General features: G+C 60.9%; 26 protein-coding genes and 2 tRNA genes. 22 read left to right on the forward strand and 6 right to left on the reverse strand.

Annotated elements, in window-relative coordinates; genetic code table 11:
• Window positions 1-415: 415 nt before the first annotated feature.
• From AW06_RS10185 to glnK, 4 genes are all read right to left on the reverse strand, one after another.
• Window positions 416-491, reverse strand: a tRNA-Lys gene (locus AW06_RS10185).
• A gap of 39 nt (window positions 492-530) precedes the next feature.
• Window positions 531-606: transfer RNA gene (locus AW06_RS10190), tRNA-Lys, on the reverse strand.
• Between the two features lie 177 nt (window positions 607-783).
• On the reverse strand, window positions 784-2289 hold the full coding sequence (gene amt, locus AW06_RS10195; RefSeq protein ID WP_034949400.1) for an ammonium transporter: 1506 nt from the start codon (window positions 2287-2289) through the stop codon (window positions 784-786).
• Between the two features lie 10 nt (window positions 2290-2299).
• Window positions 2300-2638, reverse strand: coding sequence for a P-II family nitrogen regulator (gene glnK, locus AW06_RS10200; protein ID WP_034949401.1), 339 nt, complete (start codon window positions 2636-2638; stop codon window positions 2300-2302).
• Between the two features lie 277 nt (window positions 2639-2915).
• Between glnK and AW06_RS10205 the strand changes: the two genes are divergently transcribed.
• The 12 genes from AW06_RS10205 to AW06_RS10260 all read left to right on the forward strand — a co-directional run bounded on the left by AW06_RS10205 (window position 2916) and on the right by AW06_RS10260 (window position 14325).
• Complete coding sequence (locus AW06_RS10205; protein WP_034949403.1) at window positions 2916-3161, forward strand: accessory factor UbiK family protein; 246 nt, start codon at window positions 2916-2918, stop codon at window positions 3159-3161.
• Window positions 3162-3239: 78 nt separating this feature from the next.
• The gene (locus AW06_RS10210) at window positions 3240-4742 is read left to right on the forward strand and encodes a YifB family Mg chelatase-like AAA ATPase (protein ID WP_034949405.1); all 1503 of its coding nucleotides are present in this window, start codon (window positions 3240-3242) and stop codon (window positions 4740-4742) included.
• A 3-nt stretch (window positions 4743-4745) separates the two neighbouring features.
• Window positions 4746-5969, forward strand: a complete 1224-nt coding sequence (locus AW06_RS10215) for a multidrug effflux MFS transporter (protein WP_034949408.1) — start codon at window positions 4746-4748, stop codon at window positions 5967-5969.
• 71 nt (window positions 5970-6040) lie between these two features.
• Window positions 6041-6445 carry an adenosylmethionine decarboxylase gene (speD, locus tag AW06_RS10220; RefSeq protein ID WP_034949409.1) on the forward strand — a complete coding sequence of 135 codons (405 nt, stop codon included), beginning with the start codon at window positions 6041-6043 and terminating at the stop codon, window positions 6443-6445.
• 60 nt (window positions 6446-6505) lie between these two features.
• Window positions 6506-7870, forward strand: a complete 1365-nt coding sequence (locus AW06_RS10225) for a TrpB-like pyridoxal phosphate-dependent enzyme (protein WP_034949412.1) — start codon at window positions 6506-6508, stop codon at window positions 7868-7870.
• Window positions 7867-8559, forward strand: coding sequence for an SPOR domain-containing protein (locus tag AW06_RS20360; RefSeq protein ID WP_273704586.1), 693 nt, complete (start codon window positions 7867-7869; stop codon window positions 8557-8559). The genes AW06_RS10225 and AW06_RS20360 overlap by 4 nt, the downstream gene beginning before the upstream one ends.
• Complete coding sequence (coaE, locus tag AW06_RS10235) at window positions 8556-9188, forward strand: dephospho-CoA kinase (RefSeq protein WP_034949414.1); 633 nt, start codon at window positions 8556-8558, stop codon at window positions 9186-9188. The genes AW06_RS20360 and coaE overlap by 4 nt, the downstream gene beginning before the upstream one ends.
• Before the next feature lie 59 nt (window positions 9189-9247).
• On the forward strand, window positions 9248-10003 hold the full coding sequence (gene zapD / locus AW06_RS10240) for a cell division protein ZapD (RefSeq protein ID WP_034949416.1): 756 nt from the start codon (window positions 9248-9250) through the stop codon (window positions 10001-10003).
• Between the two features lie 132 nt (window positions 10004-10135).
• A complete protein-coding gene (locus AW06_RS10245; RefSeq protein WP_034949418.1) occupies window positions 10136-11764 on the forward strand; it encodes a tetratricopeptide repeat protein in 1629 nt (542 codons plus the stop codon).
• Window positions 11765-11810: 46 nt separating this feature from the next.
• Complete coding sequence (locus AW06_RS10250) at window positions 11811-12677, forward strand: phosphate/phosphite/phosphonate ABC transporter substrate-binding protein (RefSeq protein WP_034949421.1); 867 nt, start codon at window positions 11811-11813, stop codon at window positions 12675-12677.
• Entirely contained in the window at window positions 12674-13576 is a 903-nt protein-coding gene (gene phnE / locus AW06_RS10255; protein ID WP_046535836.1) for a phosphonate ABC transporter, permease protein PhnE, read from the forward strand. The genes AW06_RS10250 and phnE overlap by 4 nt, the downstream gene beginning before the upstream one ends.
• The gene (locus tag AW06_RS10260; protein WP_246148866.1) at window positions 13573-14325 is read left to right on the forward strand and encodes an ATP-binding cassette domain-containing protein; all 753 of its coding nucleotides are present in this window, start codon (window positions 13573-13575) and stop codon (window positions 14323-14325) included. The genes phnE and AW06_RS10260 overlap by 4 nt, the downstream gene beginning before the upstream one ends.
• Window positions 14326-14388: 63 nt before the next feature.
• Here AW06_RS10260 and AW06_RS10265 read toward each other — a convergent pair whose 3' ends face one another.
• Window positions 14389-14928, reverse strand: a complete 540-nt coding sequence (locus AW06_RS10265; RefSeq protein ID WP_273704587.1) for a DUF2242 domain-containing protein — start codon at window positions 14926-14928, stop codon at window positions 14389-14391.
• A complete protein-coding gene (polA, locus tag AW06_RS10270; RefSeq protein ID WP_034949423.1) occupies window positions 14925-17690 on the reverse strand; it encodes a DNA polymerase I in 2766 nt (921 codons plus the stop codon). The genes AW06_RS10265 and polA overlap by 4 nt, the downstream gene beginning before the upstream one ends.
• Before the next feature lie 423 nt (window positions 17691-18113).
• Between polA and AW06_RS10275 the strand changes: the two genes are divergently transcribed.
• Genes AW06_RS10275 through AW06_RS20370 form a run of 10 tightly spaced genes read left to right on the forward strand, consistent with a single transcriptional unit; the run spans window position 18114 to window position 24390 of the window.
• Entirely contained in the window at window positions 18114-18455 is a 342-nt protein-coding gene (locus AW06_RS10275) for a DUF2782 domain-containing protein (RefSeq protein WP_034949424.1), read from the forward strand.
• A 42-nt stretch (window positions 18456-18497) separates the two neighbouring features.
• Window positions 18498-19466 carry a homoserine kinase gene (locus AW06_RS10280; protein ID WP_034949425.1) on the forward strand — a complete coding sequence of 323 codons (969 nt, stop codon included), beginning with the start codon at window positions 18498-18500 and terminating at the stop codon, window positions 19464-19466.
• On the forward strand, window positions 19459-20148 hold the full coding sequence (locus AW06_RS10285) for a DUF2189 domain-containing protein (protein ID WP_246148859.1): 690 nt from the start codon (window positions 19459-19461) through the stop codon (window positions 20146-20148). Before AW06_RS10280 ends, AW06_RS10285 begins: the two co-directional genes overlap by 8 nt.
• A gap of 13 nt (window positions 20149-20161) precedes the next feature.
• On the forward strand, window positions 20162-20938 hold the full coding sequence (locus AW06_RS10290; protein WP_034949428.1) for a BPSS1780 family membrane protein: 777 nt from the start codon (window positions 20162-20164) through the stop codon (window positions 20936-20938).
• Entirely contained in the window at window positions 20931-21605 is a 675-nt protein-coding gene (nadD, locus tag AW06_RS10295) for a nicotinate-nucleotide adenylyltransferase (RefSeq protein WP_034949430.1), read from the forward strand. The genes AW06_RS10290 and nadD overlap by 8 nt, the downstream gene beginning before the upstream one ends.
• Before the next feature lie 7 nt (window positions 21606-21612).
• Window positions 21613-21990, forward strand: coding sequence for a ribosome silencing factor (gene rsfS, locus AW06_RS10300; RefSeq protein WP_034949440.1), 378 nt, complete (start codon window positions 21613-21615; stop codon window positions 21988-21990).
• Window positions 21987-22457, forward strand: coding sequence for a 23S rRNA (pseudouridine(1915)-N(3))-methyltransferase RlmH (gene rlmH, locus AW06_RS10305; protein WP_034949432.1), 471 nt, complete (start codon window positions 21987-21989; stop codon window positions 22455-22457). Before rsfS ends, rlmH begins: the two co-directional genes overlap by 4 nt.
• A 3-nt stretch (window positions 22458-22460) precedes the next feature.
• On the forward strand, window positions 22461-23084 hold the full coding sequence (locus AW06_RS10310) for a Maf family protein (RefSeq protein ID WP_046536411.1): 624 nt from the start codon (window positions 22461-22463) through the stop codon (window positions 23082-23084).
• Window positions 23085-23116: 32 nt separating this feature from the next.
• Window positions 23117-23677 carry a histidine kinase dimerization/phospho-acceptor domain-containing protein gene (locus tag AW06_RS20365; protein WP_273704588.1) on the forward strand — a complete coding sequence of 187 codons (561 nt, stop codon included), beginning with the start codon at window positions 23117-23119 and terminating at the stop codon, window positions 23675-23677.
• Window positions 23674-24390 carry a response regulator gene (locus AW06_RS20370; protein WP_337958784.1) on the forward strand — a complete coding sequence of 239 codons (717 nt, stop codon included), beginning with the start codon at window positions 23674-23676 and terminating at the stop codon, window positions 24388-24390. The genes AW06_RS20365 and AW06_RS20370 overlap by 4 nt, the downstream gene beginning before the upstream one ends.
• Window positions 24391-24501: the final 111 nt, after the last annotated feature.

Below are 24501 nucleotides of genomic sequence, written 5' to 3' on the forward strand. Positions count from 1 at the left end.
AAGGGCAATGCTGGCGCTGTCAGCGAAAGGGATGCCGGGAAACAGGCAAATCAAAGTGCAACGTTGCACTTTGAACATGGCGGCGACTGGAAAGGTGCAACGTTGCGCAATTGCAACACTCGAACCTGCCGCGCGTGCGTGGCGGCGACTGGCTTCTAACCGGAAGATCTTCCAGTGACAACGAACCCGCGCCATATCGCGACAGTCACAGAAGCCTGCCGGCAAAGGTGCGTTGTCTCACGACGAGGCGACGCACCCTCTTGCTTGATTGTTGACGCCAGAACCGGCCCCGGCCCTGCGCCGGGTTTTCTTGGGTGCGGCGATGCGGATTGCCCGGATTTGGCTACATGGTGGCTACATGAAGGACTGAAAACAAAAAGACAAACTTTGAAAGTGGCCTAAGTGCTTGATTATTTGGTGGGGCGTCAGAGACTCGAACTCTGGACCTACGGATTAAGAGTCCGCTGCTCTACCAACTGAGCTAACGCCCCGGGCCAGCATCGAATTCTGACTCAGGAATTGTTCTGGCTTGGTGGGTTGGGTGGGATTCGAACCCACGACCAATGGATTAAAAGTCCAGTGCTCTACCGACTGAGCTACCAACCCTGGGAAACTCGAGAGTATAGGGAAGGGCCTGAGAGCTGTCAACGTAGGTGCTTTCCGGCTTTTCGTATCCCATTGAATTGTCGGTTGGCTGTCAATGCACCGTGTTGTGCTGACACTGTCCCAGAAAAAAGGGCGCCGTGTTGGCGCCCTCAAGGGGAGAGACGACTTTGTGCGTGCTCAGTAGTGATAGGCGGATTCACCGTGTGAGGTGATGTCGAGACCTTCGCGTTCTTCTTCTTCCGGTACTCGCAGTCCAATGACCATGTCGACCAGTTTGAAAACAACCAGGGAAACCACCCCCGACCAGACGATCACTGTGCCGACACCCCATAACTGGCTGATCACCTGGGCGGTCATGTCGTAGTCGCCGACCTTGTTGAGCACGTAGTCATAAACGCCGGTGCCGCCAAGCGAAGGAGCGGCGAAGACTCCCGTCAGGATGGCGCCGAGCATGCCGCCGACACCATGCACGCCAAAGACGTCGAGCGAATCATCCGCGCCAAGCAGGCGCTTCAGCCCATTGACGCCCCACAGGCACACTACCCCCGCCAGCAGGCCGATGACAATGGCGCCGACGACACCGACGAAACCTGCTGCCGGGGTGATTGCCACCAGGCCGGCAACTGCCCCGGAAGCTGCGCCGAGCATCGAGGGCTTGCCCTTGATCATCCATTCGGCCAGCATCCAGGACATCGCAGCACAAGCGGTGGCGACCCAGGTATTGACCATTGCCAGCGCTGCGCCACCGCTCGCTTCGAGTGCCGAGCCGGCATTGAAGCCGAACCAGCCGAACCACAACAGCGAAGCTCCGATCATCGTGAAGGTTAGACTATGTGGAGCCATCGATTCGCGGCCATAGCCAATCCGTTTGCCAATGACGATTGCGCCGACCAGCCCGGCTACGGCAGCGTTGATATGCACCACGGTGCCGCCTGCGAAGTCGAGCGCGCCTTTCTGAAACAGGAAGCCGGCCGTCTTGGTGGCTGCCTCGCCAGTTGCCGCGTCAAGGTAGGCGTCCGGACCTGCCCAATACCACACCATGTGCGCCATCGGTAGGTAGGAGAGCGTAAACCAGATCACCATGAAGACCAGGATCGCGGCAAATTTTGCACGCTCAGCGAAGGCGCCGACGATCAGCCCGCAGGTGATGGCTGCGAACGCGCCCTGGAATATGACATAGGCTAGTTCGGAGACGACCACCCCCTTGCTGAAGGTGGCGGCAACCGAGTCGACAGTGATTCCTTTGAGGAAAATCTTGTCGAGCACGCCAAAAAAGCCACTGCCTTCGGTAAATGCGACCGAGTAGCCGTAGATTACCCAGAGCACACTGATTAGCGAAAAGGTCACGAAGACCTGCATCAGTACCGAAAGCATGTTCTTGGTGCGCACCAGACCCCCGTAGAACAGCGCCAGGCCAGGGATCGACATCAGGATGACCAGCGCAGCGCTGGTCATGATCCAGGCATTGTCGCCCTTGTTGGCGACCGGCGCCGGTGTTGCCGCCGCAGCAGCAGGTGCAGCGCTGGCGGCAGTCGTGGCAGCGGGTTCCGACGCTGGTGTCGCCGCTGGTGCGGCAACCGCCGTGGGAGTTTCTGTGGCCACTGCAGGTTTGTCTTCGGCCCAGGCCGGCGCACCGATGCTGACTGCGCCGAGCAGGGCGAGGATGGCGAATAGGCGTCTCATGATTTGCTCCTCACAGTGCTTCTTCACCGGTTTCACCGGTGCGAATGCGAATGACTTGTTCAATGGTCGAAATGAAGATCTTGCCGTCGCCGATCTTGCCTGTGCTGGCAGATTTTTCGATGGCTTCTATCACCTGGTCGAGAAGGCTGTCGCTGATCGCAGCTTCGACTTTGACCTTGGGCAGGAAGTCGACGACATATTCAGCGCCGCGGTACAGTTCGGTATGGCCCTTCTGGCGCCCGAAGCCTTTGACTTCGGTGACGGTGATTCCCTGTACGCCGATCGCCGACAGCGCTTCTCGTACTTCGTCAAGCTTGAAGGGCTTGATGATGGCGGTTACCAGTTTCATGTTGCTCTCCTTATCAGGGCGCTGAAGAAGCCTCCCCAGTTTAAATATGGATGGTTCAAGGAAATACTGGCCAACTCAAAGCAGATTCCGTGCCATTATCTTTTATATCTATAAATCAGAATGATGTTTTCTTCTTTTGCGGCTTGGTGGGTGATCCTGCACAGCGATAGCGCAGCTCTCTGACGCTTTGCACCAAATTAGTGCGTTGCCTGTTGCCCGTCTTGGCTGTGCTAAACTCGATGCTTCCTGCAACCACTGGCGCCGCTCGGTGACTACCATGCTCGACCCGAAATTCCTTGAAGATCTCGGCGCTCGTCTGAGCGCCCTCATTGCGGCCACTCCAGCCGCTGACATCGAGAAAAATGCGCGTGCGCTGCTCTCCAGCGGACTGGCAAAGCTCGATCTGGTCAGTCGTGAAGAGTTCGACATCCAGACGCAGGTTCTTCAGCGCACCCGAGAAAAACTGAAAACCCTCGAAGAGCGCCTCGATCGCCTGGAGAATCCGTCGGATCGGCTGGCCTGAATGGCCTTTGCTGGCGCGCAGGCGCTGTTCGCGGTCGTCGTCCGCTTTTCCTGAGCTTGCTCCGCGACTTTCACGGTCATGCCGCTCGCCATTGTCCATAGCCGCGGTCTCGACGGCCTGGCTGCTCTGGAGGTGGCGGTCGAGGTGCATCTGGCGGCTGGCTTGCCAAATGTGACCGTGGTCGGACTACCCGATACCGAAGTCAGGGAAGCGCGCGATCGGGTACGGGCAGCCCTGCAGAATGCCGGTTTCGAATTTCCTCGCAAGCGCATCACAGTCAATCTCGCTCCCGCCGATCTGCCGAAGGAATCGGGCCGCTTCGATTTGCCGATTGCCCTCGGCATTCTCGCCGCTTCTGGCCAGATTCCGGCCACCGCGCTGGCGGGTCATGAATTTGCAGGCGAACTTTCGCTCTCTGGCGAATTGCGGCCGATTCGCGGAGCACTGACAATGGTTCTGGCTGCCGGCGGCATGGGGCGTTGCTTCGTGCTCCCGGCCGGCAGTGCCCGCGAGGCGGCCCTGGCCAGCCAGGTGCCGGTGCTTGCCGCCAATACCCTGCTCGAGGTTTGCGCACATCTGACCGGGCAGGCGGCGCTGACCGAATGTCTTGTCGACGACACGGTGCGAGATGATCAGTGCATCGACTATCCGGAACTTGCCGACGTGCGTGGCCAGGCCCAGGCCAAGCGTGGGCTTGAAATCGCTGCGGCGGGTGAACATTCGCTTCTGTTGGCCGGCCCTCCAGGTACCGGCAAATCGATGCTCGCCAGCCGACTGCCCGGTTTGCTGCCACCGATGACTCTGGCTGCCGCTCTCGAATCGGCGGCAGTGCTTTCGCTGGCCGGGCAATTTCGCCCTGAACTTTTTCGCCGCCATCCCTACCGTGCGCCACACCATACGGCTTCCACGGCGGCGCTGGTCGGCGGCGGCAGCGTTCCGCATCCTGGGGAGATCTCGCTGGCGCATCAGGGGGTGCTCTTTCTCGACGAGCTTCCCGAGTTCGATCGGCGCGTGCTCGAAGCCCTGCGCGAGCCGCTTGACTCGGGGCGTATCCACATTTCGCGCGCTGCCCGGCAAGCCGAGTTTCCAGCGCAGTTCCAGCTCGTCGCGGCGATGAATCCCTGTCCCTGCGGATATCACGGGGATCCGCGCGGCCGCTGCCGGTGCACGCCGGATCAGATTCTGCGTTATCGCAGCAAACTCTCCGGTCCGCTGCTTGACCGCATCGATCTACAGATCGAGGTGCCAGCGTTACCCCCGGAAGTGCTGCAGCAGGCGCCCGATGGAGAGTCGTCGGCGGGCGTGCGCGCACGCGTCACAAAAGCCCGGGAAAGGCAGCTCCTGCGGCAGGGAAAAGCCAATGCTCGCCTGCATGCCCGGGAAATCGACCGATTCTGCCAGCCCGCAGCGGCAGCGGCGGTGCTTCTGAAACAGGCGATCAGTCGCTTCGATCTTTCGGCACGCGCCTTCCACCGCCTGCTCAAGGTGGCTCGGACGATCGCCGATATCAAGGAAAGCGACACCATAGAGGCACAGCATGTTGCTGAAGCCGTACAGTTCCGTCGCTTCGCAAAGGATTGATCCATGCCGAACTCACATCCCCCGACCGCGCCGCGCAGCCTGGTCTGTCTGCTGGCCGCGCTGGCGGCGCTAGGTCCTTTTTCGATCGACACTTACCTGCCGTCTTTTCAAGACATCGGCACCTCGCTCGGGGCTACTCCGTTACAGGTTCAACAAACGTTGACCGCATATCTGCTGCCTTTCGCGTTGATGACGCTGTGGCATGGCGCGATCTCCGATGCGCTTGGGCGTCGGCGGGTCATCCTGGTGTCCGTCGCGCTCTTTGCGCTGGCCTCGGCCGGTTGCATGCTCGCCACACGAATCGAACATCTCTGGTTGCTGCGCGCCTTGCAAGGGATGACTGCCGGTGCCGGTCTGGTCATCTGTCGGGCGATCGTCCGCGATCTCTACGAGGGAGCCTCAGCACAGCGGCTGATAGCGCAGGTCACGATGATCTTCGCCCTGGCTCCGGCGATTGCGCCAGTGCTCGGCGGCTGGTTGCAATCATGGTTTGGCTGGCGCTCGGTGTTTGCCTTTCTGGCGCTGAACAGTGTTGTCCTGTGGCTGAGCTGCTGGTTCCTGCTGCCCGAAACCCTGCCCCGTCACCTGCGCCAGTCCCTGCATGTCGGCTACCTCAGTCGCAGTTACTGGAAGGTGCTGACTTCTCCCGCCTTTCTGCTGACCTGTTCTGCACTGGCGTTCAATTTCGCCGCTTTCTTCATCTATGTATTGTCGGCGCCCGTCTTTCTGATGCGCCATCTGGGCGTTTCAGCGACCGGTTTCCTGTGGCTGTTCGGCCCGGCAATGACTGGCCTGATGATCGGTGCGTGGTCGTCAGACCGGCTGGCCGGCAAGCTTTCTCCGGCATGCACGATTGCTATCGGCTATCTGGTGATGAGCGCTGCTGCAGCGCTCAACCTCATCCTCAATCTGGTGCTGCCACCGATGTTACCCTGGAGTGTGTTGCCCCTCTTTGGGTTCACTCTCGGCATGTCACTGGCGATGCCCTGCCTGACCCTGCGGGCGCTTGACCTGTTCCCGGAAAAACGGGGCCTGGCGGCTTCCTGCCAGACCTTCCTGCAATCCGGTTTCAACACCCTTGCCGCCGGTCTAATCGCACCGGCACTGTGGGGGTCTACGCTGACCTTGGCGTTCGGGATGGGCGGTTTGCTGCTGCTGGGCGCGTTTGCTGCCATGATCCAGCAGTGGCGAATGTCGCCCAAGCTCCAATTCGCCTGCTTGCCGTAAGCAGCGTGAGAAAATGGGGTCAGCCGCTGCGGAACGACGATGCCCGGCCTTCCGGAACCCAGGGATTTGCCATGCCCGGTCTGCACCTGCTCGCTGAACTCTACGATTGCCGCTGTGCCCTGCGGTTACTCGCTGACGCCGGCACGTTGCGGGAACTCTGCCTGGCCGTATGTGCTACGCCTGGGTTGACACCGGTCGGACAGATCTTTCACCAATTCGGCAACGCGCTGGACCCGTCCGGCGCGACAGGTGTCGTGGTGCTCGCCGAGTCGCATCTTGCGGTGCATACCTGGCCGGAAGTACGCGCGGTCACCCTCGACCTGTATGTCTGCAATTTCAGCCAGGACAATAGCGCTGCCGCACGCCTCGCCTGCCAACGCCTGATCAGCGCCTTTGTGCCCGCGCGCGTGCTGCGGCGCGAACTGGGGCGCGGCATTCCGGATCTGGCTGGGGGGTCTGACAAGACTCGAAAATGATTCGTCGCAGTATCCAGGGGTATACTTGGAATCTTCGTTCAAAAAATGCAGGGAGGCTGTGTGGAATCGCTTCGCTTTACTCTTGAACACTCCGAGATCCCTACTCATTGGTACAACGTCGTCGCCGATCTGCCGAATCCGCCGCTACCGCCGTTGGGCCCCGACTGTAAACCGGTGTCCCCTGAGCAGATGGGGATGATCTTTCCGATGGCGATCCTCGAACAGGAAATGTCTACCGCGCGCTGGATCCAGATTCCGGATGCCGTGCGCGAAGTCTATCGGTTGTGGCGCCCGTCCCCCTTGATTCGTGCGCGCCGGCTCGAAGAGGTGCTCGGGACGCCGGCCAGAATTTACTACAAGCATGAAGGCGTGTCGCCGGCCGGTTCGCACAAGCCCAACACCGCTGTCCCGCAGGCGTATTACAACCAGCAGGCAGGCATCAAGCGCATCACGACCGAGACCGGCGCCGGGCAATGGGGTTGTTCAATGGCTTTTGCCGGTCAGATGTTTGGCCTTGAGGTGCGTGTCTACATGGTCAGCATCAGCTACCAGCAGAAGCCTTTCCGGCGTTCAATGATGCAGACCTGGGGTGCCGAGGTGTTTGCCAGCCCCTCGAAGATGACCCAGACTGGTCGCGACCTACTGGAGAAGGATCCGGACAACCCGGGTTCGCTGGGCATTGCGATTTCCGAAGCCGTCGAGGAGGCGGCTTCCAGGGCCGACACCAGTTACACGCTTGGCTCGGTGCTCAATCACGTCGCGCTGCACCAGACGATCATTGGTCAGGAAGCAAAGAGGCAGTTCGAGAAGGCCGGTGATTGGCCGGATGTCATCTTTGCTCCCTGCGGCGGCGGTTCATCGTTTGCCGGTGTGGCTTTCCCATTCGTTGCGGACAATGCAGCCGGTGGGCGCAACGGCAAACCTACCCGGCTGGTTGCCGTCGAACCGAGTTCCTGTCCGACGCTGACCAAGGGTGTCTATGCCTACGACTTTGGCGATGCCTCGGGCTTCACACCGCTGATGAAGATGTACACACTCGGGCATGATTTCATGCCGCCGGGCATTCACGCCGGTGGCCTGCGCTACCATGGAGATTCGCCACTGGTTTCGCAGCTCTACCACGAGGGCCTGATCGAAGCAGTGGCCGTGTCGCAGTTGGCGACTTTCGAGGCCGGCGTGATCTTTGCCCGCGCCGAGGGGATCATTCCCGCGCCCGAGTCCAACCATGCGATCCGGGCCGCCATCGACGAGGCGCTGCGCTGCAAGCAGAGTGGCGAGGCGAAGGTGATCTTTTTCAACCTGACCGGTCACGGTCACTTCGACATGGCTGCCTATGACCGGTATTTCGCAGGTGAACTCGAGGATTTCGAGTACCCCGCCGCAGCCATTCATGCTTCGCTCGAACATTTGCCGACGGTCGCATGATCGTCCCGATGCGGCTCGCCGTTTTTCTTCTAGTTCTTGCCAACCTGCTTTTTTTCGTATGGGCGCGGGGTTACCTCGGCATGCCGGTCAATCCAGACGCGCGGCGCCTAGGGCAGCAATTACTTGCCGATCAAATCAAGGTGATTGCGCGTGGCGAACCACCACGCACGGCCAGCAGGGGAGCGGAAACAGCATCCGAGAATTCGCTGGCGACAAGCTGCCGGTTGTGGAGTGAGCTGAGCAGTGCCGAGGCTGACCAGATCGAACGACTGTTGAGCGAACAGTTTGCGGACTTCAAGGCGAAGCGTCGCACGGTGGCAGAAAACAGTGGCTATTGGGTCTTCATTCCGCCCTTGGCCAGCAAGGAGGAAGTCGGCAAGAAAACAGCCGAATTGCAGCAGTTGGGAATTCAGGATTTTTTTGTGGTGCAGGCCGCCGGGCCCAACCAGTTGGCGATTTCACTGGGTGCCTACCGCACCGAGGAAGCCGCCAGTGCAGGACTTGCCACCCTGCAGGCGAAAGGGGTCAAATCTGCCCGCATGGCCGAGCGCAAGGCCCGGCCACCGTTCAATACCCTTGAAATTCAGGGTCCTGAAGCACGCGCAGATGCACTGCATCAGGCGATCGTCACGCGCTTGCCGAAGGCCAGCCCGCTGGCCTGCAGAATCAAGGAAGAGCTTACTCCATGAGCTTCATTGTCGGTTTGACCGGCGGCATCGGCAGCGGCAAGAGTACGGTCGCCGAGCTCTTTGCCGGGCGGGGTGCTGCCCTGGTTGATACGGATGTGATTGCGCATGCACTGACGGCTCCGCAGGGGGCTGCGATGGCAGCGATTGCCGCCACGTTCGGCGACAGCGTGCTGCAAGCGGACGGTGCGCTGGATCGTCCCGCCATGCGCAACCTGGTCTTCTCCGATCGTTACGCAAAGGCAAGACTCGAAGCGATCCTGCATCCGCTGATCCGGGAGCAGAGCGGGGCGCTCTGTGCGGCTGCCACGCAGTCCGGGCATGCGCCCTACGTGCTGCTGGTGGTTCCCCTGCTGGTCGAAACGGGCGGTTATCGCGAGCGCGCAGATCGGGTGCTGGTCGTCGACTGTGACGAGACGGTTCAGATCGCTCGCGTCATGGCACGGAGCGGTCTTGCCGTAGAAGCCGTCAAGGCGATCATGGCAACCCAGAGCTCACGGCGGGAGCGGCGAGCAGTGGCCGATGATCTGGTGCAGAATGATGGCGAGCTCGACGCCTTGTTGCCGCAAGTCGAGGCTCTGCACCGCTATTATCTTGAGCTGGCTCGGGCGAAAACGCATGCTGGCCGTTGAGGTTTTGCCGCATATGCTTCAGAATTATCAAAATTCCTGTTCCCCACGCTGGCGGCTGTGTGATCACATACGAATATCCTTTCAATGAACGCATCCGCACACTGTTGCGTCTTGAGGATTTGTTCCACAAGGCGAACGGTTTTCTGCAACGTGATGGCTCGCAGGAACATCATGTCGTCCTTCTGACCCTGTTCGAGATCCTCGATGTGGCTGGGCGCGCCGACCTGAAAATGGATCTGATTCAGGAACTCGAACGCCAGCGCCAGAGCCTGCTGAGCTATCGCAACAATCCGGACATCTCTGAAGATGCGCTTTCTGGTGCCCTCTACGAGATCGAGCAGGCATCGGCAGCGCTGCTCGGAATGACCGGCAAGATCGGCCAACATCTTCGTGACAACGACTGGCTGATGAGTATCAAGAGTCGTGCCAGCATTCCCGGTGGTGTCTGCGAATTCGATCTGCCTTCCTACCATTACTGGCGGCATCAGGATCCTGGGGTGCGACGTGACGCACTGGTCGCCTGGCTGCAGCCGATGCTGCCGCTACGTGATGCGCTGACCATCGTACTGCGCCTATTGCGCGCCAGTGGCCGTCCCGAGCATCACATCGCCGTCGGAGGCGCCTTCCAGTTGATGCTTGGCGGTAGCAGTTCCCAAATGGTTCGCATTTCACTCAAAATGCACGACCCTTACATTCCGGAAATCAGCGCCAACAAGTACGCGCTGAACATTCGCTTCATTCGACCCGATAGCGACCATCGGCCGCGTCATTGCGATAACGACGTCGAGTTCGACATGTTATTCTGCAATCTCTGACCGCCGCTTGACCGGAGGCCTGCAACACTGGTGGCACTTGGGTCCGGAACCCGCAGGCCGACCAGTTACACGAGCAGCAAGGACCGCTGAAATCCGGTACCATCCAGGAAGTTTTCAGGGCGCTACACTGCAATGGCCATCATCTCGCCTTACCGAAACAAACGCATCCTGATCATCGACGACGTGGCCGAAATGCGTAGCTCGATCCGCAGCCAGGTGAGCAGTCTGGGCGTCGAGCAGACCAGCGTTGCGGGGACCGTCCGGGATGCGCTCGAAATGCTCAAGACCAGCAATCGATTCGACATCATTCTTTGCGACTACTACCTCGGCGGCGCGACCGACGGTCAGCAGTTTCTCGAATATGTCCGCTCAAGCGGGATCATCAGCCGGTCGACACTGTTCCTGATGATCACCGCCGAACAGAGCTACACGTCGGTGATTACCGCCGCCGAGTGTCTGCCGGACGACTACCTGCTGAAACCCTTCACAGCGGATGCCCTCAAATCGCGTATCGATCGTTTGCTGGAAAAAAAGCGGCGACTGGCACAGATTGACAAGCTGCAGGACCAAGGCCGCTGGCAGGAAATGATCGTGGCCTGCGACGAAATTATCGCCGCGAAGGACAAATTCCTGTTGGACGCCCTGCGCGTCAAGGGCAACGCTCTGATCATGACCCAACGTTTTGACGAAGCCGTCGAATTCTACCAGCGCGCTCTGCAGATACGCTCGATGCCCTGGGCAAAACTGGGGCTGGCCAAGGCGTACCAGAGTAGTGGCCACCTGGAGCAGGCAAAGCATATGCTCAATGAGCTGCTGGCCGAGACACCGCGTTTTCTGGCGGCCTACGATGCCTTGGGCTGCCTGCTCCGGGAATCCGGGGAGTCCGACAGCGCACTCCGGGTTCTCGACAAAGCCTGCGAGATGTCCCCCAATTCACTGGCCCGCCATCGTGCGATTGCCGGGATTGCTGAAGAGACTGCAGATTTTGGTCGCGTCGAGAAAGCGCTGCGCACCGTCGTCCAGAAGACACGCAACTCGCCATTGCGCGACCTCAACGACTACGCCAATCTTGGCAATGCGCTGACCGAGCTCGGCGACACCGAACAGGCGATTTCCCTGATCAGCGAGGCCAAGAACAGCTTCCGGAATACCGGGGACACCACCTTGCTGGCTGCGGTGGAAGCGGTCGCGCAGCACAAGGCGGGCAATCCGGAACTGGCGCAGCAGGCGTTGGAACGGGTCATGCAGGGAGGGACCCAGGGCCTGTCGGAAGCGGCGAAACTGGCTGTTGCCAAGGCCTGCCTGGTTCACGGTCGGCACGACGAAGCCGAGAAGATACTCAAGGATGTCGTCCAGAACAATCCGGACCAGACCGTCCTGCATGCCAGCATCACCCAGATGATGAAAACCCACGGCAATGCCGAGCGTGCGGAAACGCTGATCAGCAACAGCAACGCAGAGATCATCCAGATCAATGACGAGGCCGTCCGAAAGGGACAGGCAGGTGATTTCAAAACCGCCGCGGCGATGCTCAGGGAGGCCGCGGAACGTTTGCCCGGCAACCCGCAGATTATCGCCAACGCCGCCTATGCGCTGTTCCTCGATGTCTACACCAATGGGGTTGACGCGGACAAGCTGAGCGATGCACATCGCTACCATCAGATGCTGCTGGCCAAGAACCAGCGCCATCCCCGGCTGGGTCCAATTGCCACCCTGGTGGCGAAGATCCAGCGCAAGTACAAGCTGCCGGCCATCTCATGAAGTCCGTAAAAGCCATTTCGGTTTTACCCATGCATCAGGAGCATTCATGAAATTCTGGTCATGCGTTCTGGTCATGCTCGCCAGCGCGCTGCTGTCCACCGGCGGCCTGGCCGCTGAGCCGCTGCTCAAGTTCGGCGTCGGCCTCTTCCAGCCGAACCGGGACAAGAACGATGCCACCTATCGCCCGCTCGCCGATTACCTCGCGGCCAGGCTCAATCGACCGGTCGTACTGCGCACCGTCGATAGCTGGGAAGGTCTGGCCAAGTCTCTTGCCAACGGTGAAACCGACATCGCCCTGATGGGACCCTGGGGCTATGTGCTCGCCAACAACGAAGCGGGCTCGCAGGTGGTGGCCAGCATCCTTTACGACAATAAGCCCGAATATCATGCGATCATCGTTACCCATCCCGATTCTGGAATCCAGACGGTTGCCGATCTCAAGGGTAGGACCTTCGCCTTCGGCGACAAGGGATCCACTTCCGGCTACCTGATCCCGCTGCACTTCTTCATGACCCAGGGGATCAATCCAGACAGCTATTTCGCCAAGGTGCTGCATGCTCCGCACCAGGCGATTGAAACACAGGTGACACAAGGCGTCCTGGATGCCGGTGCCGACTACAACCGCAACCGCACGGCGATGATCGAACAGGGGCTGATCCGGGCAGATCAGTCGAAGATCATCTGGCAATCGGCGCCGTTGCCGAACGACGCCGTGGCCGTCAGTCGGGCACTGTTCGCCGACCAGGCACTGGTTGCCCGTCTGCAGGCAGCGTTGCTCGACGTCGGCCAGGCCCTGAATACGCAGCCCAATCTGTTGCCACCCCATTACACCGGCTTTGTGATCCGCGACAACGGTTTTTACAAACCAATCCGTGATGCCGGTCTGGCCACCGGCAAACTGCGGCCGAAGTGACGCGTAGCTGGTGCGCGCGCCTTGCCGAGCGCCTGGCGAAGGGTTGCAGCGGTCGCTCTGCTTTTCTCGCTCTGACCCTGATCTACTTCCTGCTGGTCGCAGCCTGTTTTGGTTCACTGGCTGGAGAAGGGGAGTTGTCGCTGGGGCGTAACCCGGTTCGAAACCTGTTGAGGACCGCGGTAGAGTTCGCCCGCCCGAGTTTCGTCGATGTCTGGTTGGGCAACCCGGAATTCGCGTATCGCAGCGATGACGGCACGCTGCTGCGTGTCGAAAATCGCCGCACGGTCGAACTGGAGTACCTTGCCGGGCTCGCTGGCGCTACCTGGACGACGATACGCATTGCTACCCTGGGATCATTGCTCGGCGCCGTGCTGGCCTTGCCGTTGGCGGTACTGACGGCGCGCAACCTGGCGGCGCCGGGGCAACTTGCCTGGCTGGCGAAAGCCACTCTCGACGTCGCACGTTCGATCCACACCCTGGTTTTTGGTCTGGTGTTGGTCGGAATCGTCGGCCTCGGGCCGACTGCCGGCATCCTGGCCATCGCTCTGCACAGCATGGGCAGTTATGGGAAACTCTTCGCCGAGTCAATCGAGACTCTCGACATCGCCTCGATCGATGCGGTGCGCAGCGTTGGTGCTGGGCCGGTACAGGTGTTCTTCAATGCCATCTGGCCCGCTGTCCTTCCCCAGTTTGTATCCAGCCACCTCTATATCTGGGAGTTCAACATCCGTGATTCGACGATTCTCGGCATCATCGGCGCAGGTGGCCTTGGCCTACTGATCACCGAAGCCATCTCGCTCTTTCAGTGGGGACGGCTGGCGACGGTGCTGATCGTGGTTGTGTTCCTGGTTGCCTCTTTCGACGCCATCAGCCGGCGCATTCGCCTGGCTCTGCTGTGAGCGCCGCCGCATCCTCTGCCGTCATCTCACTGCAAGCCGTGACCTGTGTCGCGGAGGGGCGCGCCTTGCTCGACATCAACGAACTCAGTATCACCGAGGGCGAGCGCATTGCCATCGTCGGTCACAATGGGGCCGGCAAGTCGACCCTACTGAGACTGCTGAGCGGCTTCATGCGACCCGCGCATGGCACGCTGGACGTGCTTGGCCACGCGCTGGCAGAACCCATGTCCGCTACCGAGTTGCGCGCGCTGCGCCAGGAAGTGGGACAGGTATTGCAGGGCCTGCATCTGGTTGCCCGGCTGTCGGCACTGGAAAACGTGCTGATCGGCGGTCTCGGCCGCGTGCGCGGCTGGCGCGGCTGGACGCGTTGCTATCCGGCACACGAAACAGAGCTGGCAGCACAGGCCTTGCAAGCGGTTGCTCTTCTGGACCGCGCGCATACCCGTACAGACCGGCTGTCGGGTGGCGAGAAGCAGAAGGTGGCGATCGCCCGTCTCCTGATGCAGCGGCCGCGCCTGATTCTTGCCGATGAGCCGACCGCCGCTCTCGATCCCTCGGCTGCCGCCGAGGTGTGCCAGTTGTTGGTCGAGGCTGCCCGGCAAGCGACGCTCATCAGCGTCGTCCACAACCCCGTGCTGCTGCCCTTGCTGGCCGGCCGGGTGATCGGCCTCAGGCAGGGGCGGATTGCCTTCGACCTGCCGCTTAACGATCTCGATCATCAGGAACTGGCCAATCTTTATCAGCGCTAGTGATGGTTCATGCTGACTCCCGTCCAGGGGCGCAGGGAAGCACGCCTGTTTGCGTGCCCGCGGTTACTGTTCGTCCTCATGATGGGCAAGATTGCGCTGCATCAGCGCGAAGAACCGGTCGTAGAATGGCCCGGCAGGGATCGTTTCGCTGGCTACCTTGACCAGCGAATCTTCGCTGGGCGTCAGCGGAATCGAGACCGAGCCGATTGCGCTGACGCCGACGGTCGCCGAGTTCGGGTTCTTCTTGAGCACGTAGCGGTCCTGAATGGCGTTCACATACACGGTCGAGAGCTTGCCGAGACGGCCTTCCGGGGCGCAGACGACATTGAACGCAATCTGTACATGCACCTCGCTTTCGGGCTGGAAATGCTTGCTAGCACTGATGAAATCAGGTTTCACCGTAGTCGGTAGGTAGCCTTGGCTGAGCAGCGTCCGGCGCGCAGCCTCACAGGTTGCTTCGGCGCTGGCGTCAAACAGTCGCGAGAAAGTCTCGTTGGCTTCGAAACCTTCGTTCTGGTAAACCGCGACCCTGCCCGGCGTGCTGCCACAGCCGGACAGCAGGCCGGTCAGAAGCAGCAACATGCCGGCAATGACTCGAATCAATGCGCCTCATCCCAGTTCATGCCGACGCCGACATCGACTACCAGTGGCACGCGCAGGGCAGCCCATTCAGTCATCAGGCGCGGCAGTTGGGCGCGGACCCAGGGCAACTCGGCTTCCGGGGCTTCCAGGACGAGTTCGTCATGCACTTGCAGCAGTAGCCGCGTCTGCAGGCGCTCGGCGTCGAGCCAGCGCTGCACGACGATCATCGCTGATTTGATCAGGTCGGCAGCCGATCCCTGCATCGGTGCGTTGATCGCTGCGCGTTCGGCGCCCTGACGGCGCGCGGGCAGGCTGGAATGGATTTCGGAAAGCCAAAGACGACGCCCGAAAACGGTTTCGACATAACCTTGGGCCTTGGCCGCCGCACGCGTTTTTTCCATGTAGGCGGCAACGCCCGGATAGCGCGCGAAATAGCGCTCGATATACGCTTGCGCGGCACCGCGTGTCAGGTCGAGCTGACGGGCGAGGCCAAAAGCGCTCATGCCGTAGATCAGCCCGAAGTTGATGACCTTGGCGACACGACGCTGGTCGGGGCCGACGTCGCCCGTCGCGACGCCAAAAATCTCGGCGGCGGTGGCACGATGTACGTCTTCACCCTGGGAAAAGGCTGCGAGCAGACGCGCGTCTTCCGAGAGGTGCGCCATGATTCGCAGCTCGACCTGTGAATAGTCGGCTGAGACGATGCGGCTTCCCGGCGGCGCGATGAATGCCGCGCGAATGCGCCGTCCTTCGGTGGTGCGCACCGGGATGTTCTGCAGATTGGGGTCGCTTGAAGCCAGCCGGCCGGTCACTGCGACCGCCTGCGCGTAGCTGGTGTGCACACGGCCGCTGCTGGCATTGACCATTTTCGGCAGCTTGTCGGTATAGGTGCCCTTGAGTTTTGCGAGCTGTCGCGATTCGAGCAGGATCTTTGGCAACGGGTAGTCGAGCGCAAGTTCAGAGAGCACCTCCTCGTCGGTCGACGGCGTTCCAGAGGCAGTCTTCCTTTTCACGGGCAGGCCAAGCTTGTCGAACAGGATTTCGGCCAGTTGTTTGGGCGAGTTGAGGTTGAACGGCTGGCCGGCCGCTACGTGCGCCTTCGCTTCGAGTTCAAGCAGGCGTTTGCCGATTTCGTGGCTCTGCTGCTTGAGCAGTTCGGCATCGATCAGGACGCCGGTTCGTTCCATGCGAAAAAGGATGTCGCGTACCGGTATCTCGATGTTTTGATAAATGTACCGCAGACCGGCGTCGGCGGCGATCTGCGGATACAGCCGTTCGTGCAGACGCAGGCAGAGGTCGGCGTCTTCGGCGGCATACCCGGAAGCCTGGTCGATCGCCACCTGGTCGAAGCCGATCTGCTTCGCGCCCTTGCCGCAGAGTGCCTCGTAGGGGATCGTCGTGAGGCCGAGGTGGCGGGTCGCGAGCTGGCCGAGATCGTGACCGCGAACACCGTCCTTGCCGGATTCGAGGACATACGATTGCAGCAGGGTGTCGTGTTCCACACCGGCGAGATGAATGCCGTGGTTGGCCAGCACATGCTGGTCGTACTTGAGGTGCTGGCCGATCTTCGCGTGTCGTGGCGATTCGAGCCAGGGTTTGAGACGCGCCAGCACTTCGGCGCGCGGCAGTTGCGCCGGTGCATCGGGGTAGTGGTGGGCAAGCGGCAGGTAGACCGCTTCTCCAGGCCCGACCGCCAGCGATACGCCGACGAGGCGGGCGGCGAAGGGGTCGAGGCTGGTGGTTTCGGTATCGAGCGCGGTCAAGGGTGCGTTCCCGATCTTCTCGAGCCAGCGCTCGAAAGCCGGCCAGTCGAGGATCGTTTGGTAAGCCGCGCGGTGCGCAGCGGAGGCCAGCTGGTCGGCCTGGGTGCTCGGCGCAGCGGCCGGCAGCGCGCCATCGTCCATCGTCATGCGACTGGCGCCATCGTCCTGTCCCTGTACTTCCTTGAGCCAGCTGCGCATCTCGTAGTGCGAGAAAATTTCGATCAGTCGTTCGCGATCGAGGGGGCGGGGCTTGAGGTCGGACGGCGCCAGCGCCAGGTCGAGGTCACGGCGCACCGTCACCAGGCGGCGTGCCAGCGGCAGGAAATCGAGTGCTCGCCGCAGGTTCTGCCCGACGACACCGCCGATGTCAGGCGCGGCAGCGATCACCCCGTCGAGCGAACCGTACTGCGCGAGCCATTTGATCGCCGTCTTGGCGCCGACCTTGTCGACACCGGGAACGTTATCGACCGTGTCGCCGATCAGCGCCAGGTAGTCGACGATGCGTCCTGCCGGCACGCCGAATTTGCTGATCACGCCAGCTTCGTCGAGCAATTCGTTGCTCATCGTGTTGACCAGGCTGACCCGTGGGCCGACCAGTTGTGCGAGATCCTTGTCGCCGGTCGACACTACCACCTGTACGCCCTGAGCCGCCGCCTGCGTCGCCAGCGTACCGATCACATCATCGGCTTCGACGCCGTCAAACATCAGCAGCGGCCAGCCAAGTGCCTTGATCGCCGCGTGCAGGGGTTCGATCTGGCGCACCAGATCATCGGGCATCGGCGGGCGGTTGGCCTTGTACTGCGGGTACCAGTCGTCGCGGAAGGTCTTGCCCTTGGCGTCGAAGACGCAGCCCTTATAGTCGATTCCCGACGTCTGGTAGTCGCTTTCGAGGCGGCGCAGCATGTTCAGTACGCCATGCAGCGCACCGGTTGGCTCGCTCTGCGTCGTGCGCAGGTCGGGCATGGCATGAAAAGCGCGATAAAGGTAGGACGATCCGTCGACCAGTAGCAGGGTGGGCATGGGCGGGCCATAAAGGGATTGGAAGGGCGTGACTTGGTCGCTAGAGCGTGAGGCCATGGGCAGGTCGCTTCTGTCCGTCCGGCGAGTTCCCGGCATTATCGCAGAGTTCCTTCATGTGAAAGTCGCGTGCGACGCACGCCTCTCCCTCCTTACTGTTTGCGGGGGCGAAGGAGGGGTTTTGCGGAGCACTGCGCGGCGCCGCCGCAGTCGGCCCGCGCTGCAGCGTGGGCCGTGAGAGGGAGCAGGAAAGAGGAAAACGGTCATGACTTCCATGATCGGGGGGCCCGGAAGAGTCATGACCGTTAGGTCGACGACCCTGTCGCCATCGGCTCGGCAAGCGCAGGCTGCTGCTCAATCTATACTACAATTCACTTTGATCGGTGAACTGCTCACTGATCGATTAATCACCCAGGGATATTCCTCATGCGTCGCTTTCTCGCCCTCTTTGCCCTGCTGATGGTCGCTGCCGCGCCGGCGTCTGCCCAGAACCGGACGGATTTGCAGCCCTTGCCGGCAGTCCCGCCGCCGCCGCCGGAGATGGCGCCCTTTGATGCGGCCTTGGAACCGGAGGTGACGATCATCAAACGCGAAGGCGATACCGTCGAGGAACACCGGATCAAGGGCAAACTCTACAAGATCAAGGTGACACCGGCGCACGGTGTTCCCTACTACCTGGTTGACCGGGAGGGTGACGGAAACTTCAGCAGGGAGACCATGGGGACTCCCGATCTCAGTGTCCCCACCTGGGTGATCGGGACCTTCTGACGATCTGTCCGTCCTTGCTATCGTCCATCCGCGCCTGACGCCATGTCGGTGTTCACCCCGCTGAGTGCCGAGCAGGCGGCAGCCTGGCTTGAGAACTACGCAGTGGGTACCCTGCAGACACTCGCCGGAATTGCCGAAGGCGTCCAGAACACGAACTTCTTTCTCGACACGACGCTTGGCAGTTACGTACTGACCATTTTCGAGCAGGCTCCGGGTGAGCAACTTTCTTTTCACATGCAATTGCTGGCGCACCTGGCTGGGCAGGGCATTCCCTGTCCGGCACCTGTTGCCAACCGCCGTAACGAGTACTTCGGCCAACTCCAGGGCAAGCCGGCAGTGCTCGTCAGCCGGCTGCCGGGGAGCACCGAGAGCAATCCGAACCTGGCACAATGCGCGGCGATCGGTGGCATGCTGGCCGAGCTGCATGTCGCCGCGCAGACCTGCCCGATCCAGTCGGCACATCAGCGCGATGGCGCTTGGTGCACGCGCGTTGCTGTACAGATCGAGCCCTGGTTGGATCGGGACGATGCTGAACTGTTAGGTGACGAAGTGCGGTATCAGCAGCGCGCGCGGCCGATTAACCTGCCGCGTGGCATCATCCATGCCGATCTGTTTCGCGACAACGTTCTCTTTGTCGGCGACCAGGTGAGCGGCCTGCTCGACTTTTATTTTGCGGGTGTCGACGACCTGCTGTTTGATCTGGCGGTGACCGTGAACGATTGGTGTGCCACTGCGACTGGCGGGCTCAACAGCGAACGCTGCGCCGCACTTCTTGCCGCTTATGGCCGGCGGCGTCCATTGTCGGCCAGCGAGCAGGCCGCCTGGCCAATATTGTTGCGCGCAGCCGCACTGCGTTTCTGGACCTCGCGCCTGTACGATCACCATTTGCCACGGCCCGGCGAACTGGTCATCAAACGCGATCCGGATGCCTACCGTAGCATCCTGCTGGCGCGGCGCACACTGGACTGTCACGACGGCCGGCTGGTGGCCGCAGCCGCGCAGGGTGGCTAGCATCAGCTATCGTCAGGTCTGCGCCCACATGCTCAAGGAATCCTTTCCGATCCCCGCGCCAATGTTCAACGGCGCTAGCCGCTGCGTCGATGTCGGCAATGTCTTCGACTGGTTCAGACAAGGCTGGGCGATCTTTCTCGCCAATCCGGGGGTCTGGATGACGATGACAGTCATCCTGATGGTCATTTTGTCTGGTTTGGCGATTGTTCCCTGGTTTGCCGAAGCCGCAGCTTGTTTGCTGACGCCCCTTCTGGCTGCCGGTCTCTTGCTCGCCTGCAGGAAAATAGAGCGCGACCAGAAGCTCGAAATCCGCGATCTTTTCGCCGCTTTCCAGAGCCACTCCGGTGGCCTGGTGGTGCTCGGGGTGTTCTACATGCTGGCCATGCTCGGCGCGGGGCTGCTGGGCGCGCTGCCGTCGCGGATCCTCTGCGCGCTGATTGCCCTGTCCATTTGGTTTGCATCGGCGCTGATGGTCTTCAACAGATTGCAGCCGGTCGACGCGCTCAAGGCGAGCATCCGTGCCTGCCTCAAGAACTTCCTGGTTTTTCTGGTCTACGGTCTGATCAGTCTGATACTCTGCTTCTTCGCAGCGTTGCCCATCGGGCTCGGCTTCCTGGTTCTCGGGCCGGTGCTTGCCGGTTCGGTGTATGCCTCCTATCGTGATATTTTCATTGCCGTCTGAGCGACCTGATGACATGCAAGCACTGACTCTTCCTGCTGCCCAAGGCTGGCGCTGGCTGGCCGATGGTTTTCGGATCTTTCGCAAGAATCACCTGATGCTCACTTTTCTGGTCGTCAGCTATTGGGTATTGATGGCTCTGGTGAATATCATTCCCGTGCTCGGCACGGTGGCGACGACGCTGTGCATCCCGGCCTTTTCGGTCAGTCTGATGAATGCCTGCCGCCGCATCGAGCAAGGTGCGCCCCTTTCTCCGCGGCTTCTGTTCTCGGGTTTTGCCAGCAACCTGCGCGGCTTGCTGATCCTGGGGGCTCTCTATCTGGCGGCAACGGTCGGGATTCTCGCCGTTTCCGGGCTGGTAGACGGCGGTGCGCTGATGGCAATGATGCTGGCCGGCCAGAAACCTGCTGAGGGGGTGGTAAACGATGGCAGCCTGCTGCTGGCCACCCAGATCGCGCTACTCTTCTTGTGTCCGCTGATCATGGCCTATTGGTATGCGCCGGTGCTCGCCGGCTGGCATGGCTTGCCGCCTGCCAAGGCGCTCTTCTTCAGTTTCGTCGCCTGCTTGCGCAACTGGCGCGCCTTTCTGGTTTATTCGTTGGCCATCATGGTTGTCGCGACCTTGCTGCCCGGGCTTTTCATCGGCATTCTGGCGACCCTGCTGCCCGGCAGCGCAGCGCTGTTGGCGGTGCTGATGACGGCATTGCTGATCCTCGTTCTTGCGCCAACGCTGTTTGCCAGCTTTTACATCAGTTACCGCGACGTTTTCGTCACCATTGAAGACAATGCCTGATCGCTCCAGCGACCGGCCCCTGGGAATTTTTGGTGGCACCTTTGACCCGGTTCATTACGGTCACCTGCGTCTTGCCGAAGAGGCTGCAGACGCTCTTGATCTCGCCGGGGTGCGCTGGATTCCAGCCGGTCAGCCGGCGCTGCGCAGCAGGCCGCAAGTGATCGCGCGGCAGCGCTTGGCGATGGTGCGCCTGGCGATTGCCGACAACCCGCGCTTCTCGGTCGATGCCGCCGAGGTCGAAGCGGATCGGCCAAGTTTCACCGTGCCAACCCTGGAACGCTTGCGCCAGCTCGATCAGTGTGGGAGGCAACGGCCACTGGTGCTGCTGGTAGGTGCCGACGCCTTTGCCGGCCTGCCCGCTTGGCATCGCTGGCGGTCGTTGTTCGATCTGGCGCACCTCGCGGTTGCGCAGCGTCCTGGGTTTCCGATCGATGGTGCCAGTCTGCCGGCAGATCTGGCGAGCTGCTATCGTGACCGCTTCTCTGCCAGTCCGGCAGCATTGGCCGAATCGCCCGCCGGACGTATCGTCCCCTTCACGATGAGCCAGTTGGCGATCTCGGCGACACAGATTCGCGGCCTGTTGACGAAGGGCCGCAGTTCCCGCTACTTGCTGCCCGACGAAGTCATCGCTTATATTCAAACCGAAAACCTTTACCCGGAGTACTGATTTGCCCATACCATTGCCCCAACTGGAAAAACTCGTGGTCGACGCGCTTGAAGACATCAAGGCCCGTGATATCGAGGTCATCAATACCAGTCGCCTGACCGCACTTTTTGACCGCATGGTCATCGCCTGTGGCGACTCCAACCGTCAGGTCAAATCGTTGGCCCAAAACGTTCAGGACAAGGTTCGTGCCGCCGGCGGGCAAGTCCTCTCCTGCGAAGGCGAGGCACTCGGCGAGTGGGTGCTGATCGACCTCGCCGACATCATCGTGCATGTCATGCAACCGGCCGTTCGCAGCTATTACAAATTGGAAGAATTGTGGGGTGGTAAGGGACCGTTACGCGTGCAGAGGATTGCCGTCGAGGCTACGGTCACCGGTGGGGAATGAAACTCGCCATCCTCGCGGTCGGCCACAAACCGCCCGTATGGGTGGCCCAGGGCTGCGCCGAGTACGTCAAGCGCATGCCCCGCGAATTGCCTTTGTCGATCGTCGAAGTCAAACCGGAACCACGGGGATCGAAAAGTCGAGAACAATTACTCGCCGCCGAGAAGGTCCGCCTGCTGATGGCCTTGCAGGGTTATCAGCGAATGGTCATACTTGACGAGCGCGGCGCCGATCTGCCGACGCTGCAACTTGCCGATCGCCTCGCTTGCTGGATGCGCTCCGGGGGGGCGACGGCCTTCGTCATCGGTGGTGCCGATGGCATTGACGAAGCCTTGAAACAACAGGCCGACGAAGCGATTCGCTTGTCGAGCCTGACCTTGCCTCATGCCTTGGCGCGGCTGATTCTCTGTGAACAGCTTTATCGCGCGATCAGCATCGTCCGCAATCATCCTTACCACAGGGAGAGTTGATTGATGTCCGTCGACATGCCGTATTCGCGCCTGCATCTGGCTTCGCGTAGCCCACGCCGGCGCGAACTGCTGACACAAATCGGTGTTGCCTTCGATACCATCCTGCCACGCAATTCACCCCGTGACGACCCTGCCCTAGACGAAACACCGCTGCCCGGTGAGAACCCGAACAGCTACGTCGAGCGTATCGCTCGCAGCAAGGCGGAACATGGCTGTCGTGTTGTTCGTTGGCGAAAGCTCTTCCCGCAACCGGTTCTGGCAGCGGACACCACGGTCGAACTGGCCGGCGAACTGATCGGCAAACCGCGTGACGCCGAGGATGCCAGGCGTATCCTGAAGCGCTTGTCCGGCGACACGCATCGAGTCCTGACGGCAGTGGCCATCGGCTTCGAAGATTGCATCGAACTGGCCCTGTCGATCAGCGAGGTGCGTTTTCGCCTTCTCGATGATGACGAGATTCGTCACTATGTCGCCAGCGGCGAAGCGATGGACAAGGCTGGCGCTTACGGCATCCAGGGGCGTGCCGGCATGTTCATCGAGTATCTGGCGGGCAGCTACAGCGGCGTGATGGGTTTGCCGCTATGCGAAACGGCACAGTTGCTGAAGCACTTCGGTTTCAGACTGTAGCTAACGCTTTTCGAAGATCGGGAATACCGATCATGGGCAGCAGCGGCAGCGAATATGACGACATCGGTACGCAGGTGTTCGCCGAGCAGATCGCCATGATCTATCGGCTGACGCCTCACCTGCTGGCGATGTCGATGATCGGTTCGACGCTGCTCCTGCTCACGCTCTGGCCGTCGGCGCCACACGCGCTGGTGCTGGGCTGGTACGCACGGCACCATCATGAGGTTCGTACGCCGAGGAATGGCGTGCTGCTCGGCATTGCCGAACTGCTGTTTGCCACACCGCTGTCGGAGCAGCAGCGCAGTCTTCTCGATACCCTCTACCGTTCTGGCCAGGGCCTGCTGGGGATGATCAACGACATCCTCGACTTCTCCAAGATCGAAGCCGGCAAACTGGAACTTCGGAAGGAAGACTTCAACCTGCAGCGCCCTGCTCGGAGAGCTGGTCAATGGATTCGGCGCCACTGCTGGCAGCAAGGATGTGGCCCTCTCCGTGCATATTGCCAACAATATCCCAAGCAGCGTGCATGGCGATGCGCTGCGCCCTCGTCAGGTACTGACCAACCTGGTCGGAAACGCGATCAAGTTTACTGAATCGGGGGAGGTTTCGGTGTCGGTCTCCTCTTGGAGAGCAACGCTTGTGCTTTTCCGTACGGGACTCCGGCGTTGGTTTGTCAGCAGAAGATAGGACGCACATTTTCGACGCCTCTACCCAGGCCGATTTTTCGCACGCGCGTCGCTACGGCGGTACCGGGCTTGGCCTGGCAATCTCCCAGCAGATCGTCACCTTGATGGCCGGCACGATGGGTGCCCACAGTACGCCGGGCAAGGGATCGACCTTCTGGTTCGAGGTGCCGTTTCAGGCTGCCCAGCAAAACCCGGCCAATGCGGCAGCACGGCCACTCGCTTCAGCCGTCGAACGGCGTCTGTCAGGGCAGGTGCTGCTGGTTGAAGACAACGCCGTCAACCAACTGGTCACGCAAGCGTTTCTTGAAGCTTTCGGATGGCAGGTCAGTCTGGCTGAAAATGGACTGCAGGCGGTTGAAAGAACCGCCGTCCAGCGCCTTGATCTTGTCCTGATGGATTGCCAGATGCCGGAAATCGACGGTTTCGAAGCAACTCGACGGATCCGGGCTCGTGAACGGGCACTGGGTACCAGCGAGCAGTATGGCATCCCGATCATCGCCCTGATGGCCAACGCCTTTGAAGGTGACCGCGAGCGCTGCTTCAGTACCGGCATGAATGATTTCATCGCCAAACCGTTCAAGCAGGCCGAACTGTATTCGGTCCTGGCAAGCTGGCTGTGAGGAACCGGTTTGTTGTTCCGCATACCCCTCGCCGGCGAAGCCCTGTCGTATCTCCAGGCGATTGATCGGATGGGAATGTGAAACGACGACCTAAGGTGATTTCCTCATTTT

Source organism: Candidatus Accumulibacter cognatus (genome assembly GCF_000584975.1).
In the GTDB taxonomy this organism is placed as follows: domain Bacteria; phylum Pseudomonadota; class Gammaproteobacteria; order Burkholderiales; family Rhodocyclaceae; genus Accumulibacter; species Accumulibacter cognatus.

What these genes read in the sequence shown, in the direction of transcription:
- amt (WP_034949400.1), bottom strand. Translation starts at nt 2,289, where the DNA reads ATGAGACGCCTATTCGCCATCCTCGCCCTGCTCGGCGCAGTCAGCATC.
- glnK (WP_034949401.1), bottom strand. Translation starts at nt 2,638, where the DNA reads ATGAAACTGGTAACCGCCATCATCAAGCCCTTCAAGCTTGACGAAGTA.
- AW06_RS10205 (WP_034949403.1), top strand. Translation starts at nt 2,916, where the DNA reads ATGCTCGACCCGAAATTCCTTGAAGATCTCGGCGCTCGTCTGAGCGCC.
- AW06_RS10210 (WP_034949405.1), top strand. Translation starts at nt 3,240, where the DNA reads ATGCCGCTCGCCATTGTCCATAGCCGCGGTCTCGACGGCCTGGCTGCT.
- AW06_RS10215 (WP_034949408.1), top strand. Translation starts at nt 4,746, where the DNA reads ATGCCGAACTCACATCCCCCGACCGCGCCGCGCAGCCTGGTCTGTCTG.
- speD (WP_034949409.1), top strand. Translation starts at nt 6,041, where the DNA reads ATGCCCGGTCTGCACCTGCTCGCTGAACTCTACGATTGCCGCTGTGCC.
- AW06_RS20360 (WP_273704586.1), top strand. Translation starts at nt 7,867, where the DNA reads ATGATCGTCCCGATGCGGCTCGCCGTTTTTCTTCTAGTTCTTGCCAAC.
- coaE (WP_034949414.1), top strand. Translation starts at nt 8,556, where the DNA reads ATGAGCTTCATTGTCGGTTTGACCGGCGGCATCGGCAGCGGCAAGAGT.
- AW06_RS10245 (WP_034949418.1), top strand. Translation starts at nt 10,136, where the DNA reads ATGGCCATCATCTCGCCTTACCGAAACAAACGCATCCTGATCATCGAC.
- AW06_RS10250 (WP_034949421.1), top strand. Translation starts at nt 11,811, where the DNA reads ATGAAATTCTGGTCATGCGTTCTGGTCATGCTCGCCAGCGCGCTGCTG.
- polA (WP_034949423.1), bottom strand. Translation starts at nt 17,690, where the DNA reads ATGCCCACCCTGCTACTGGTCGACGGATCGTCCTACCTTTATCGCGCT.
- AW06_RS10275 (WP_034949424.1), top strand. Translation starts at nt 18,114, where the DNA reads ATGCGTCGCTTTCTCGCCCTCTTTGCCCTGCTGATGGTCGCTGCCGCG.
- AW06_RS10280 (WP_034949425.1), top strand. Translation starts at nt 18,498, where the DNA reads ATGTCGGTGTTCACCCCGCTGAGTGCCGAGCAGGCGGCAGCCTGGCTT.
- AW06_RS10290 (WP_034949428.1), top strand. Translation starts at nt 20,162, where the DNA reads ATGCAAGCACTGACTCTTCCTGCTGCCCAAGGCTGGCGCTGGCTGGCC.
- nadD (WP_034949430.1), top strand. Translation starts at nt 20,931, where the DNA reads ATGCCTGATCGCTCCAGCGACCGGCCCCTGGGAATTTTTGGTGGCACC.
- rlmH (WP_034949432.1), top strand. Translation starts at nt 21,987, where the DNA reads ATGAAACTCGCCATCCTCGCGGTCGGCCACAAACCGCCCGTATGGGTG.
- AW06_RS10310 (WP_046536411.1), top strand. Translation starts at nt 22,461, where the DNA reads ATGTCCGTCGACATGCCGTATTCGCGCCTGCATCTGGCTTCGCGTAGC.
- AW06_RS20365 (WP_273704588.1), top strand. Translation starts at nt 23,117, where the DNA reads ATGGGCAGCAGCGGCAGCGAATATGACGACATCGGTACGCAGGTGTTC.